This is a genomic window from Actinomycetospora lemnae (assembly GCF_028737315.1).
GTDB lineage: Bacteria > Actinomycetota > Actinomycetes > Mycobacteriales > Pseudonocardiaceae > Actinomycetospora > Actinomycetospora lemnae.
The window spans coordinates 1-13,654 of record NZ_JAQZAO010000019.1; the positions used below are offsets into that span (position 1 = coordinate 1).

Below are 13,654 nucleotides of genomic sequence, written 5' to 3' on the forward strand. Positions count from 1 at the left end.
GTGCCGTTGCGGACGTTGAGTGTCCGCAACGGCACTTCGCTGACACGTGCCACGTGGCGGCGCGACGCGGGGTTCTCCCGGGCATGAGCGTCGTCCACGACACCGCGATCGGTCCGCTGCACCTCGACGCGTCGCCGCGGGGGCTCACGCTGCTGGGCTTCTCCCCCGGGCCCGACCACGGCCCCGACCACGAGCCCGCCGCCGACGTCCTCGACCTTGCCCGCCGCGAGATCGACGCCTACCTCGACGGCACCCTGCGGGAGTTCACCGTGCCCGTCGACCTCTCCGCGCACCCGGCGTGGGACCGCCGCGTCCTCGAGGGGCTCGCGGCGGTCGGGTACGGCGAGACGGTGAGCTACGGGAAGCTCGCCGCGGCCGTCGGTCTCGGGCCGGGCGAGGCCCGGCGGGTCGGCGGGGCGATGGCCCGCAACCCGGTCGCGATCGTCGTCCCCTGCCACCGCGTCGTCGGCGCCGACGGCAGCCTGACCGGCTACGCGGGCGGCCTCGAGCGCAAGCGCACCCTGCTCGACCTCGAGGCCCGGGACACGCTGCTGTTCTAGAGCCGTCGCCGCAGGCTCGCCAGCTCCTCGAGCAGCTCGGCGACGTCGTCGACGTCCTCGACCTCGTAGGGCGCCGGGGCGCCGTCCTCCCCCACGCCCACGACCACGTCGTCGGCGCCGCCGTCGGTCGCGACGCCCACGGCGACCAGCGCCGTCGCGCCGACCTCGTCGCGCAGGGCGCCGAGGCCCTCCGGGGCGACGACGCGCGCGCCGCCCTTCGACCCGGACAGGAACATCAGCTCGGCGACCTCGTCGGCGGGCCGGTCGGACACCACGGCGACGGTGGTGGCGGGCAGCGCCATGAGGACGTTGAGCGCCTCGGACGACACCTGCTCCGCGCGGGCCTGGGCGGGGTCGCCCTCGTCCGGGGCCAAAGCGCCGTCGAACGCGCAGGCCACGAGCAGGGCCGGCGTCTCCGCCACGCGGTCGAGCGCGCCCCACAGGGCGTCGTCCGTGTCCACGCGATCACCCTGGCATGGTGTTCACGGCGTGGTCCAGCGCCGCCCAGAGGTACTGCGTGGCGTAGGCGCGGTACGGCCGCCAGGTCTCGGCGTGGGCGACGATGTCACGGTCGCGGGCCGGGAGGCCGAGGCGCTCGGCGGCCACGCGGACACCGAGGTCGGTGGGCAGGAAGGCGTCGGGGTCGCCGAGCGCGCGCATGGCGACCGAGTCGACGGTCCACGGCCCGACCCCCGGCAGCGCGGCCAGCGCCGCGCGCGAGCCCGGGACGTCGGCCGGGTCGAGCACGACCTCGCCGTCGGCCAGCGCCCGCACCAGCGTCAGGAGGGTGCGCTTGCGCGTGCGGGGCATGCCGAGCTCGCCGGGGTCGACGGCGGTGAGCGCGGACGCGGACGGGAAGAGGTGGGTCAGCGTGCTGCCGGGCCCGGCGAGCCCGTCGGGCAGGGGCGTGCCGTGCCCGCGCACGAGCCGACCGGCGTGGGTACGTGCGGCGGCAGTGGAGACCTGCTGGCCGAGCACCGCGCGCACCGCGAACTCGTCGGCGTCGGGCGACCCCGGGACCCGCCGGCCCGGGGCCTCGTCGACCAGCGGGCGCAGCACGGGGTCGGCGCGCAGGGTGGCGTCGACGCTCCGCGGGTCCGCGTCGAGGTCGAGGACGCGCCGGGCCAGGCGCGCCGCCGCGTCGGCATCGGCGGGGTCGGTGAGGGTCAGCGTCGCGGCGACCGCGTCGGCACCCGGGCGCAGCGCGACCACCCCCGGCCCGCCGGGCAGCGCGAGCGTGCGGCGGTAGGCGCCGTCGTGCCACTCCTCGACGCCCGGGACCGCCGTGGCCACGAGGTGGCCGAAGAGGTTGTCGGGGCACAGCGGCGCGGTGAACCCCAGCGTGCGCTCCTCGCTGTGCAGCACGGGCGCATCCTGTCCGATCGCTCCAAGCCCCGCGCCGCCGAGCCTCCCTACGGTGACGGACATGGCACCCCGACTCTCCGTCGTCGAGCTGGTCGTCGCCGACATGGCCACCACGCTCGCGTTCTACCGCCGCCTCGGCATCGACGCCCCGCCCGAGGCCGACGACCAGCCGCACGTCGAGGTCGACCTCGGCGGCGGGCTGCGCCTGGCCTTCGACACCGAGGCCACGATCCGTTCCTTCGACCCCTCCTGGACGCCGCCGACCGGCGGCACCCGCAGCGCGCTCGCGTTCGCGTGCGACTCGCCCGCCGAGGTCGACGCCACCTACGCCTCGCTCGTCGACGCCGGGTACCACGGTGAGCTCAAGCCCTGGGACGCGTTCTGGGGCATGCGCTACGCGACCGTGCACGACCCGGACGGCGGGTCGGTGGACCTCTTCGCGCCGCTACCGGGTGAGTAGCCCGGTCGGCGTGGTGCCCGCCAGCGCCCGGACCTCGCGGGCCAGGTGCGGCTGGTCGGCGAAACCCTCGACGGCCGCGACCTCGGCCCACGGCGTCCCGGCACGGGCGCGGGCCAGGGCGCGCTGCAGGCGCAGGATGCGCCCGAGGTGCTGGGGTCCGTAGCCGAAGAGCGGTAGGCAGCGCCGGTGCAGGGTGCGGGACGTGGTGCCGAGGTCGTCGGCGAGTCCCGCGACGTCCTGCCCGCGGGCGAGCGCCGCGAACACGCGCGCGCCGAAGCGCTCGCCGGGCGCGGGCGGTCTGGCCGTCACCAGGTGGGCCAGCGCCCCGGCGGGATCGTCGGCGACCCGGGCGGTGAGCGCCCGCGCGGCCGCGTCGGACCACACGGCGTCGAGGTCGACGGTGGTGTCACGCAGGTGGTCGGCGCGCACGGCGAGGAACCCCGGCCCGCGCCCGTGGGAGAACCGCAGGCCCACGTGCGCCCGCCCGCCCCCGTCGTGGACGCGGGGCCCCGCGTCCGGCCCGGCGACGACGAGCCCGCGCCCGTTCCAGATCAGGTCGAGGCACCCGTCGGGCAGGATCGTGCCCGGTGCCCCGTCGCTGCTCCAGAGCACGACGCCGGGCGCGATCCGGCGCTCGCGGTAGCCCGCCACGGGCTCCATGGTGCTACGGACCCACGACGTCCCGGTACGCGAGCCAGCGCCCGCCCGGCGTCTCCACCGAGTGCGCCGCCAGCACGGCGTGGGCGACGGCGCGGGTCACGCAGTCCGCGCCGGCGGTGAGGAGCTCCTGGAGGCCCGCGAGGTCCGGCGCGGGGCGATCGGTGGTCGCGAGCCCGAAGAAGGTGTCGCCGTCGGTCATGCCGTGGGCCGGGCGCACGGCGCGGGCGAGGCCGCTCTGCCCGACCGCGGCGAGCTTGGCGCACTGCGCGACCGAGAGGCCGGCGTCGGTGGCGACGACGCCGATCGTCGTGTTGAGCGTCGGCGGGGCCGCGGCGCTGCGCAGGGTGGTGAGCAGGGTCGAGCGGTCGACCGGCAGGGCCGGGTGCTCGGCGTCGCCGTCGTAGCGGTGGCGCAGGCTCCACAGCTCGCCGGTCACGGGGTCGACCGCGGAGCCGGCGGCGTTGGCGACCACGAGCGCGGCGACTACGGTGCCGTCCGAGAGCACCGCCGACGCCGACCCGACCCCGCCCTTGAGCCCGCCGATCACGGTCCCGGTCCCCGCGCCGACCACGCCCTGGGCCGGCGGGTCGGCGGAGCAGGCGGCGAGCGCCGCCGCGCCCGTGCCGGCGGTCGGGCGGCGGCTGAAGTCGCCGCCCCGGCCGAGGTCGAAGACCACCGCGGCGGGCACCACGGGCACCACCTCGAGCGGACCCCGGCCCACGGGGAAGCCGCGGCCCTGCGCGCCGAGCGCGTCCGCGACCCCCGAGGCGGCCGCGAGGCCGTAGGCGCTGCCGCCGGTGAGCACGACGGCGTGGATGCGCTCGACGAGGGTCTTCGGGTCGAGCGCGTCGGTCTCCCGCGTGCCGGGGCCGCCCCCGCGCACGTCGACCCCGGCGACCGCCCCCGCGGGCCCGGGCAGCACCACCGTCGTGCCCGACAGCGCGCCCTCCCCCGTCAGCTCCGCGTGCCCGACCTGCAGGCCCGGGACGTCGACGATCGTGTTGGTGGCGCCGGGGTGCACGGTGATCAGCCTAGAGGCGCCGCGCGCAGCGCCCGGGCCGCGGCGCCGGGGTCCGGGGCGGCGGCGATCGCCGAGCTGACCGCGAGGCCGTCGACGCCGGCGGCGAGCACGTCGCCGGCGTTGCCCGCGTCGATGCCGCCGATGGCCACGGACGGCACCCCGAGCGCCCGCGCCCCGTCCGCGAGCGTGCGCAGCCCGTCGAGCCCGGTCGCGGGTGCGGCGTCGGGCTTGGTCGCCGTGGCGAAGACCGGGCCGATCCCGAGCAGGTCGACGACGGCCGGGTCGGCGGCCCGCAGGTCGCCCGGGCCCGTCACCGACCAGCCGATCGACAGCCCGGACCCCGCGATGCGCCGGGCCTGCGCCGGCGGCACGTCGTGGCGGCCCAGGTGCACGCCGTCAGCGCCGGCGGCGAGCGCGACGTCGAGGCGGTCGTCGACGATCACCGCGACGCCGGTGCCGGCGAGCGCGGCGACGACGGCGCGGGTGGCGTCGAACAGCGCCCGCCCGGTGGCCGCGGGCGCCCGGACCTGCACGGCCGTCACCCCGCCCTCGACGGCCGCGTGCACCACCGCGAGCGGGTCGGCGGGCCCGTGCACCGGGTCGAGGACCAGGTAGAGGCGCGGGTCGAGGGGCGTCATGCCGGGTCCACCAGGGCCGCCGCCGCGGCGCCGTCGACGAGCGCGAGCTCGTCGAGCCAGGCCGGCACGAACGAACCGGGGCCCCGTGCCGCCGCACCGGCCGCGGCCCCGGACGCGCCGACGACGGCGTGCGCGGCAGCGGCGGCGGTCAGCGGGTCGTCACCGGTCGCCCGGGCGGCAGCGAGGAAGGCGGCGGTGACGGCGCCGAGCGCGCACCCCATGGCCGTCACCCGGCCCATCAGCGGGTGGCCGCCGCCGACGCGGTGGACGCGCGTGCCGTCGGTGAGCCGGTCGACGACGCCGCTGACGGCCACGACCGTGCCGTGGGTGCGGGCCAGCTCGTCGGCGGCGTCGGCGGCGTCCTCGACCCCCACGGTCGCGTCCACTCCGCGGCCCCCGCCCTCGCGCCCGGCCAGGGCGAGGATCTCCGAGGCGTTGCCGCGCACCACCGTCGGCCCGAGCCCGAGCAGCTCCGACGCCACGTGCGTGCGCAGCGAGAGCGGGCCGACCCCCACCGGGTCGAGCAGCCACGGCGTCCCCGCGTCCCGGGCCGCGCTCGCGGCCGCGTGCATGCCCTCCGCGCGGAACCGCGACATCGTGCCGGTGTTGACGACCAGCGCCCCGGCCACGGCCGCGAGCTCGGCGGCCTCCTCGGCGTCCTCGACCATCGCCGGGGAGGCGCCGACCGCGAGCAGGGCGTTGGCGGAGAACGTCGTGGCGACGAGGTTGGTCACGCAGTGCACGAGCGGGGTCCGCTCGCGCAGGCTGTCCAGCAGGGGCGCGCTCATGTCCCGGGCCTAGCCGCTCGCGCCACCCCGTACACGAGCGAAGGGCCCCTCCGGTCGATCTACTCGACCGGAGGGGCCCTTCGCTCAGACCAGCTGACGTACCTACGACGAGCGGCCGCGCACCACGAGGATGATCGCGATGATCGCGGCGAGCACGCCGGCGCCGATGCCCACCGGCACGAGGCGCTTGAGGATGGCGTCGCGCGAGCTGTCGAGCAGGTCGATCGCCTCGACCTGCTGGCGGCGCTGGCCGGCGGGCTGGGCCGCGGCCTCGCCGGCGGCGCTGGTGGCGCCACCGACCGACGCGCCGGGCTTCGCGCCCGTGTCGCCCTTGGCGGCCTCGGCCACCGTGGTCGGCATCGACGCGGCCGTCGGCGCGCCCGAGCCCGACGCCACGGGCGTCGGCGACGGCGGCGCGGTCACGGGGGCGGCGTCACCACCGGCGGCCACGGCCTCCGGCGCCGGCGCGGTGCCGTTGCCGCCGGTCGCGGCCGTGTCGGTGCCCGAGACGGTCGGCGCCGCGGTGCCGCCCGCGCTGCTGCTGCCGAACTCGTCGGCGAGGCAGGACGCGAACTGCCCGAGGATCTTGTCGCCGACGTCGGACATGACACCGCGGCCGAACTGCGCAGGCTTGCCGGTCACCTGCATCTCGGTGAGGACGTTGACCTTGGTCTTGCCGCCCTCGTCGGTCATCGTCAGCGTCGCCTTGGCCGACGCGGTGCCGTTGCCCCGCGAGTCACGGCCTTGAGCGTCGACGACGACCTTGTGGTTGGTCTTGTCGCGCTCGACGAAGGTGCCCTTGCCCTTGTAGGTCATCGAGATGGGGCCGAGCTTCACCTTGACGGTGCCGGTGAAGTCGTCGCCCTCGTGCGAGTCGAGGGTGGCGCCGGGGAAGCACGGAGTGACCTTCTCCGGGTCGTTCAGGGCGTCGAACACGGTGTCGATGTCCACCGGGACGGTGAACTCGTTCTCCAGCTTCACGCAGTACCTCCTGGGTGCGCTCGGACGACGGCGACGGCCCGCCCCGCCCTGTCCGGTACCCGGGCGGGCACCGCAGGATGCGGAGCGGGCCGTCGCTGTCGAGACGATCGGTCGTCGGTCGAGCCTCAGCCCGCGGCCGCGAGGACGGCCCGACCCGTGAGCACCCTGGCGAGGTGCTCGCGGTAGTCGGAGCCGGCGTCCGCGTCCGCGGTCGGGCTGGTGCCCTCGGCGGCGGCCTGGGCGGCCTTGCGGACATTCTCCTCGGTGGCGCTCTGCCCGACCAGGGCCGACTCGACGGCCCGGGCGCGCACCGGGGTGCCCGCCATGTTGGTCAGGCCGATGCGGGCGTCGGAGATCGTGCCGCCGTCGACCTTCACCGTCGCGGCGACCGCGACGATCGACCAGGCCTGCGCGACCCGGTTGAACTTCTCGTAGCGCGCGCCCCACCCGGTGTACTTCGGGAAGCGGATCTCGGTGAGGAGCTCACCCTCGCCGATGGCGGTGGTGAAGTAGTCCTCGAAGAAGTCCGCGGCCCCCACCGTGCGGGTGCCCGTCCCGGATCCATCTTGGCTGGGTCCCGCGATGACGAACTGCGCGTCGAGGGCCAGCGCCGGCGCCGCGAGGTCACCGGCCGGGTCGGCGTGGGCGAGCGCCCCGCCGAGCGTGCCCTTGTGGCGCACCTGCGGGTCGGCGACGGTCTTCGTCGCCTCCTGGATGAGGGCGACGTGCTGGCGCAGCGTGTCGTCCCGGGTGACGTCGTAGTGCGACGTCATGGCCCCGACGACGACCTCGTTGCCCTCCTCCCGGACGCCCTTGAGCTCCGGGATGCCACCCAGGTCGATGATCAGCGAGGGGTCCGCCATGCGCAGGCGCAGCACCGGCAGCAGGCTCTGGCCGCCGGCCAGGAGCTTGGCGTCGTCACCGCCGTCGCGCAGGGCCTGGATCGCCTCCTCGACGGTGGTCGGCCGGACGTAGTCGAACTGGGCCGGGATCACAGGTGTCCTCCCTGGGTGTCGCCCCTCGAGATGTCGCTGGCGGTGGAGCCGAGGCCCGCGCCGGGCGAGGCCACGTTCGCCTCGTCGGCACGCCCGGCGTGACCCGAGGCGTTCTGGATCGCACTCCAGACGCGGTACGGGGTCGTCGGCATGTCGATGTCCTTGACACCGAGGTGCCGGATCGCGTCGAGCACCGAGTTCACGACCGCCGGGGTGGAGGCGATCGTGCCCGCCTCGCCGACGCCCTTGACCCCGAGCGGGTTGGTGGTCGACGCGGTGGTGGTGTTCGCGGTGTCGAAGCTGATCAGGTCCGCCGCGGTCGGCAGCGTGTAGTCGACCAGCGTGCCCGAGAGCAGCGTGCCCTGGTCGTCGTACGCGGCCTCCTCGAACAGGGCCTGCGCGATGCCCTGCGCGAGACCGCCGTGGACCTGGCCCTCGACGATCAGCGGGTTGATCACGTTGCCGACGTCGTCGACGCAGACGTACTTGTAGAGCTGCACGAAGCCGGTCTCGGTGTCGACCTCCACGGCGCACAGGTGCGTGCCGTGCGGGAACGAGAAGTTCTCCGGGTCGAACGTCGCGTGGGCGTCGATGTCGGGCTCGATGCCCTCCGGGTAGTCGTGGGCCGCGAACACCGCGAGCGCGATGTCCTGGATGCCCACGCCCTTGTCGGTGCCCTTGACCGTGAACCGCCCGCCCGAGAACTCGAGGTCGCCCTCGGAGGCCTCGAGCATGTGCGCCGCGATCGGCTTGGCCTTCTCGATGACCTTCTCGGCCGCCTTGACGACCGCGATGCCGCCGACGGCCAGCGAGCGCGAGCCGTAGGTGTCGAGGCCCTTGTACGACGACTGCGTGTCGCCGTGGAGGATCTCGACGTCGTCGAACGGCACGCCGAGCTGGTCGGCGACGATCTGCGAGAACGCGGTCTCGTGGCCCTGCCCGTGCGGGCTGACGCCGACGACGACCTCGGCCTTGCCGGTGGGCAGCATCCGGATGGACGCGGTCTCCCAGCCGCCGGCGCCGTAGTCGAGCGAGCCGAGCACGCGGGACGGGGCCAGGCCGCACATCTCGGTGAAGGTCGAGATGCCGATGCCGAGCTGCTTGACGTCGCCGCGCTGACGACGCTCCTGCTGCTCACGCCGCAGGCCGTCGTAGTCGAACATCTGCAGCGCCTGGTCGGTGGCCGCCTCGTAGTTGCCCGTGTCGTAGGTCAGCGTGCTGACCGTGGTGTACGGGAACTCCTCGTGCTTGATCCAGTTCTTCCGGCGGAACTCCATCGGCTCCATGCCGAGCTCGAGGGCCGCCTCGTCCATCAGGCGCTCGATCCCGAAGGTGGCCTCCGGGCGACCGGCGCCGCGGTAGGCGTCGGTGAGCGTCTTGGTGGTGAAGACGTTGGTGCAGTCGAACCGGTACGCCGGGATCTTGTAGATCGCGTTGAACATGAACGCGCCGAGGATCGGCACGCCCGGCCCGACGAGGCCCAGGTAGGCGCCCATGTCGGCGAGGAGCTTGACGTCCAGGCCCGTGATCTGCCCGTCCTTGGTGACGGACATCGTCAGGTCCTGGATCTGGTCCCGGCCGTGGTGGGCGGTGAGCAGCGACTCCGAGCGGGTCTCGGTCCACTTCACCGGCTTGCCCAGCTTCTGGGCCACCAGCAGCGTCAGGACCTCCTCGGGGGCCACGGCGATCTTGCCGCCGAAGCCGCCGCCGACGTCCGGCGCGATGACACGGATCTTGTGCTCGGGCAGGCCGAGCGTCAGCGCCAGCATCGTCTTGAGGATGTGCGGCACCTGCGTCGACGACCACATGACGAGCTGCTCGCCGCTGGGGTCGACCACCGTGGAGCGGGGCTCCATGAACACCGGCACGAGGCGCTGCTGACGGAAGCGGCGCTTGACGATGATCTGGTCGTCGTCCGACTCGGCCTTCTGCAGCGCCTCCGCGACGCTGCCGCCCGAGCCGGCCTCGCCGGAGTCGAACACCCACTGCGCGTTGGCGTTGGTGCCGATCTCCGGGTGGACCAGCGTCGCGCCGTCGGCGAGCGCGGCCTCCATGTCGAGGACCGGCTCGAGCTCGTCGTAGTCGACCTCGACCTGCTCGGCGGCGTCCTTGGCGATCGCCGCGCTGCGGGCGACGACCACCGCGACGCCCTCGCCGGCGAAGTTGACCCGGCTGCCGGCCAGGGCCGGACGCTGCGGGGCCTTCATGTCCTTGGTGACCGGCCAGGCGCAGGGCAGCTGCACCTGGTCGGCGCCGAGGTCGGCGGCCGTGTAGACGGCGACGACGCCGGGGACCTGCTTGGCCGCCGACGTGTCGATGCCCTTGATCTCCGCGTGCGCGAAGGGGCTGCGCACCACCGAGATGTGGAGCAGGCCGGTGAGGGCCTGGTTGTCGGTCCACCGGGTGCGCCCGGTGATCAGCCGGCGGTCCTCCTTGCGGCGGCGGTCCCGCCCGATCTCCTGGGTCGGTGCGTTCTCGGTCGTCGTCATCAGGCGCCCCCGCCCGCGACGGTCTGCTTGGCGCCGGAGTCGGCGGTCGCGGACGCGCCCGGCTTCATCTTCGAGGCGGCGTCCTGGACGGCGCGCACGATGTTCTGGTAGCCGGTGCAGCGGCAGAGGTTGCCCTCGATGCCCTCGCGGATCTCCTGCTCCGACGGGTCGGGGTTCTCCCCCAGCAGGTCGATCGACTGCATGATCATGCCGGGCGTGCAGTAGCCGCACTGCAGGGCGTGGTTGTCGTGGAACGCCTGCTGCATGGGGTGCAGCTGGCCGTCCCGCTCGAGGCCCTCGATGGTGAGGACCTCGCTGCCGTTCGCCTGGACGGCGAGCACCGAGCACGACTTCACGCTCAGGCCGTCGAGGTGGACGGTGCACGCCCCGCAGTTGCTCGTGTCGCAGCCGATCACCGTGCCCGTCTTGCCGAGTCGCTCACGCAGGTACTGGACGAGCAGCATGCGGGGCTCGACGTCGTCCTCGTAGACGAGTCCGTCGACGGTGGTCCGGATGCGTGCCATGGACCTCACTCCTCACTCGGCCGCGCGACGGGGCACCGGAGCCCGACGAACGTGACCGAGGACGTGGTGGTGGTGTTGTTGCGAACCGTGCGCGCCGCCGTCACGACGGCGCACACGCGTTGCCGACCAACTCCGGCGTGGTGGCGGACACATCACACCCCCCTCGTCGGGGTGGCGCAACATCCACTCGGGGCCCGGATCCGGTCGGTAAACGTCCTGGTGGGAGGCCATTCGGGTGCTGATTCCGCAGCCGCGGAGAGTCGACGTCCGTCGCGCCGTACCTGCGGCACGACGAGCGCCGAGCGCCGGTGGGCGCCGTCCGAAAGAGAGCGTCCCGGACAGCCACGCCCCCCTCCGTTCGGAGGGGTGGCGCCGTCACGCGGAGCACACGCGCCGCGACGCCGGGCGAGCCCGTCGTCGGGCTCTGCTCAGCCCGCCGACGACGTCGCCGCGCGCCCCGCCTCGAGCCGCGCGACGGGGATCCGGAACGGCGAGCAGGACACGTAGTCCAGGCCGGCGTGGTGGAAGAAGTGCACGGAGTCCGGGTCGCCGCCGTGCTCCCCGCAGATGCCGAGCTTGAGGTCGTGGCGCACCTCGCGACCCCGCCACGACGCGATCTCGACGAGCTCACCGACGCCCTCGGTGTCCAGCGACTCGAACGGGGAGACGCCGAAGATGCCCGACTCGAGGTAGTCGGAGAAGAACGAGCTCTCGACGTCGTCGCGGGAGAAGCCCCAGGTGGTCTGCGTGAGGTCGTTGGTGCCGAACGAGAAGAACTCGGCGACCTCGGCGATCTGCGCGGCGACCAGGGCCGCGCGCGGCAGCTCGATCATCGTGCCGATCTGGTGCTCCACCGGCTCGCCGTCCACCAGCGACTCCGGCTCGGCGACCACCTCGGCGATCTCCGCCGCGACCGCCTGCAGCTCCTGCACGGTGCCGACCAGCGGCACCATGATCTCCGGGAGCACGCGGATGCCCTCGGCCGCCAGCCCCGCGGCCGCCCGCGTGATCGCGCGGACCTGCATCGCGTAGAGCCCCGGGACCGCGATCCCGAGCCGCACGCCGCGCAGCCCCAGCATCGGGTTCTGCTCGTGCAGGCGGCGCACGCTCGCGAGCAGCTCCTCCTTCTCCTCGGTCAGCTCCCCGCGCTCGCGGGCGACGGCGACCTCGACGGAGAGCTCGGTGAGGTCGGGCAGGAACTCGTGCAGCGGCGGGTCGAGCAGCCGGATCGTGACCGGCAGGCCCTCCATCGCGCGGTAGATCGCGGTGAAGTCCTCGATCTGCAGGGGCAGCAGCGCGGCGAGCGCCTTCTCGCGCTCGTCCTGGGTCTCGGCGAGCACGAGCGTCTCCACGAGCTCGCGGCGCTCCCCCAGGAACATGTGCTCGGTACGGCAGAGCCCGACGCCCTCGGCGCCGAAGGTCCGCGCCGTCGCGCAGTCCTCGCCGGTGTCGGCGTTCACCCGCACGCGCAGCCGCCGGGCGGCGTCGGCGTGGCGCATGATCCGGTCGACCGCCGCCACGAGGTCGTCGTTCTCGGCGAGGCCGGTCGACCCCTCGAAGTAGGACATCACCGGGCTCGCGACCACGGGGACCTCGCCGAGGTAGACCTCGCCGTTGGTGCCGTCGATGGAGATGGTGTCGCCCTCGACGACCTCGCGGCCGTCGGGGGCGGTCATCGTCCTCGTCCGGACGTCGACCTCGAGCTCCTCGGCGCCGCAGACCGCGGTCTTGCCCATGCCCCGCGCGACGACGGCGGCGTGCGAGGTGCGCCCGCCGCGGCTGGTCAGCACGCCCTCGGCGGCGATCATGCCGTCGAGGTCGTCGGGGTTGGTCTCGCGGCGGACCAGCACGACCTTCTCCCCCGCCTTCGCGCGGCGCACCGCCGTCGGCGAGTCGAAGACCGCGATGCCGCTGGCCGCACCGGGCGAGGCGTTCATGCCCGTGGTGAGCAGCTCCTTCTCGGCGTCGCGGTCGAACCGGGGGAACATCAGGTTGGCCAGCTGGGCGCCGGTCACCCGCTGGAGCGCCTCGTCCATGTCGATGAGGCCCTCGTCGACGAGCTGGCAGGCCACGGTGAACGCCGCCGCGGCGGTGCGCTTGCCGACGCGGGTCTGCAGCATCCAGAGCTTGCCCCGCTCGATGGTGAACTCGATGTCGCAGAGGTCGCGGTAGTGGTTCTCCAGCGTCCTCATGATGTCCATGAGCTGGTCGTACGAGGTCTTGTCGATCCGCTCCAGCTCGGTGAGCGGCAGCGTGTTGCGGATGCCCGCGACGACGTCCTCGCCCTGGGCGTTCTGCAGGTAGTCGCCGTACACGCCCTGGGCGCCCGACGCGGGGTCGCGCGTGAAGGCGACGCCGGTCCCGGAGTCCATGCCGAGGTTGCCGAACACCATCGAGCAGACGCTGACCGCGGTGCCGAGGTCGGCGGGGATGCGCTCCTGGCGGCGGTAGACGTTCGCGCGCGGGGAGTTCCAGGAGTCGAACACCGCGCGGATCGCGAGGTCCATCTGCTCGCGCGGGTCCTGCGGGAAGTCGCGGCCGACCTGCTCCCGCACGACGCCCTTGAACGTCTCGACGAGCGTGCGGAAGTCGTCGGCGTCGAGGTCGAGGTCGTCCGCGGTGCCCTTGGCCCTCTTCGCGTCGTCGAGGGCGTCGGCGAAGTGCTCGGCCGGGATGTCGAGCACCGTGGCGCCGAACATCTGGATGAGGCGCCGGTAGGAGTCCCAGGCGAAGCGCTCGTCGCCGGCCTGCGTCGCGAGGCCGTGCACCGACGCGTCGTTGAGCCCGACGTTGAGGACCGTCTCCATCATCCCGGGCATCGAGAACTTCGCCCCGGAGCGCACGGAGACCAGCAGCGGGTCGTCGGCCTGCCCGAGCTGCTTGCCCATCGTCTTCTCGAGGGCGACGAGGTGCTCGGTGACCTCGTCGGCCAGTCCGGCGGGCTCGTGGCCGTCGGCGAGGTAGGCCCGGCAGGCCTCGGTGGTGATCGTGAACCCGGGCGGCACCGGCAGCCCGAGGTTGGTCATCTCGGCGAGGTTGGCGCCCTTGCCGCCGAGCAGGTCCTTCTGGTCGCGGTCACCCTCGGCGAAGTCGTACACGAACTTGGTCATGTGTCCCGTCCCCGTCCCGTCCCCCGGTCCTCGTCGGGGAACCTTGTCACGGCGTCGCGCCGC

13 protein-coding genes are annotated in these 13,654 nt (G+C 74.2%); 2 read left to right on the top strand and 11 right to left on the bottom strand.

The window, feature by feature from the left end:
* Window positions 1–83 precede the first annotated feature (83 nt).
* Complete coding sequence (locus tag PGB27_RS27430; protein WP_274203626.1) at window positions 84–560, top strand: methylated-DNA--[protein]-cysteine S-methyltransferase; 477 nt, start codon at window positions 84–86, stop codon at window positions 558–560.
* Here PGB27_RS27430 and PGB27_RS27435 read toward each other — a convergent pair.
* Together PGB27_RS27435 and PGB27_RS27440 are read right to left on the bottom strand one after the other, a co-directional pair.
* Entirely contained in the window at window positions 557–1,021 is a 465-nt protein-coding gene (locus PGB27_RS27435) for an HAD family hydrolase (protein ID WP_274203627.1), read from the bottom strand. The genes PGB27_RS27430 and PGB27_RS27435 overlap by 4 nt on opposite strands.
* 4 nt (window positions 1,022–1,025) lie before the next feature.
* The gene (locus tag PGB27_RS27440) at window positions 1,026–1,925 is read right to left on the bottom strand and encodes a DNA-3-methyladenine glycosylase family protein (protein WP_274203628.1); all 900 of its coding nucleotides are present in this window, start codon (window positions 1,923–1,925) and stop codon (window positions 1,026–1,028) included.
* Window positions 1,926–1,986: 61 nt separating this feature from the next.
* Here PGB27_RS27440 and PGB27_RS27445 point away from each other — a divergent pair, with 61 nt between their 5' ends.
* A complete protein-coding gene (locus PGB27_RS27445; RefSeq protein ID WP_274203629.1) occupies window positions 1,987–2,385 on the top strand; it encodes a VOC family protein in 399 nt (132 codons plus the stop codon).
* Here the strand turns inward: PGB27_RS27445 and PGB27_RS27450 are convergent.
* The 9 genes from PGB27_RS27450 to ppdK all read right to left on the bottom strand — a co-directional run bounded on the left by PGB27_RS27450 (window position 2,371) and on the right by ppdK (window position 13,591).
* The gene (locus tag PGB27_RS27450; RefSeq protein ID WP_274203630.1) at window positions 2,371–3,036 is read right to left on the bottom strand and encodes a helix-turn-helix domain-containing protein; all 666 of its coding nucleotides are present in this window, start codon (window positions 3,034–3,036) and stop codon (window positions 2,371–2,373) included. The genes PGB27_RS27445 and PGB27_RS27450 overlap by 15 nt on opposite strands.
* Window positions 3,037–3,049: 13 nt before the next feature.
* A complete protein-coding gene (locus tag PGB27_RS27455; protein ID WP_274203631.1) occupies window positions 3,050–4,066 on the bottom strand; it encodes a P1 family peptidase in 1,017 nt (338 codons plus the stop codon).
* Window positions 4,067–4,071: 5 nt separating this feature from the next.
* The gene (thiE, locus tag PGB27_RS27460) at window positions 4,072–4,704 is read right to left on the bottom strand and encodes a thiamine phosphate synthase (RefSeq protein ID WP_274203632.1); all 633 of its coding nucleotides are present in this window, start codon (window positions 4,702–4,704) and stop codon (window positions 4,072–4,074) included.
* Window positions 4,701–5,492, bottom strand: coding sequence for a hydroxyethylthiazole kinase (thiM, locus tag PGB27_RS27465; RefSeq protein ID WP_274203633.1), 792 nt, complete (start codon window positions 5,490–5,492; stop codon window positions 4,701–4,703). The genes thiE and thiM overlap by 4 nt, the downstream gene beginning before the upstream one ends.
* Window positions 5,493–5,594: 102 nt before the next feature.
* Window positions 5,595–6,473: an SRPBCC family protein gene (locus tag PGB27_RS27470; protein ID WP_274203634.1), complete on the bottom strand. Its 879-nt coding sequence runs from the start codon at window positions 6,471–6,473 to the stop codon at window positions 5,595–5,597.
* A gap of 125 nt (window positions 6,474–6,598) precedes the next feature.
* Window positions 6,599–7,468 (bottom strand): FAD binding domain-containing protein, encoded by an 870-nt coding sequence (locus tag PGB27_RS27475; protein WP_274203635.1) that lies wholly within the window; start codon window positions 7,466–7,468, stop codon window positions 6,599–6,601.
* Window positions 7,465–9,957, bottom strand: a complete 2,493-nt coding sequence (locus PGB27_RS27480) for a xanthine dehydrogenase family protein molybdopterin-binding subunit (protein ID WP_274203636.1) — start codon at window positions 9,955–9,957, stop codon at window positions 7,465–7,467. Before PGB27_RS27480 ends, PGB27_RS27475 begins: the two co-directional genes overlap by 4 nt.
* Window positions 9,957–10,481: a (2Fe-2S)-binding protein gene (locus PGB27_RS27485; protein ID WP_274203637.1), complete on the bottom strand. Its 525-nt coding sequence runs from the start codon at window positions 10,479–10,481 to the stop codon at window positions 9,957–9,959. Before PGB27_RS27485 ends, PGB27_RS27480 begins: the two co-directional genes overlap by 1 nt.
* Window positions 10,482–10,909: 428 nt before the next feature.
* Window positions 10,910–13,591: a pyruvate, phosphate dikinase gene (gene ppdK / locus PGB27_RS27490; protein ID WP_274203638.1), complete on the bottom strand. Its 2,682-nt coding sequence runs from the start codon at window positions 13,589–13,591 to the stop codon at window positions 10,910–10,912.
* Between the last annotated feature and the right edge of the window lie 63 nt (window positions 13,592–13,654).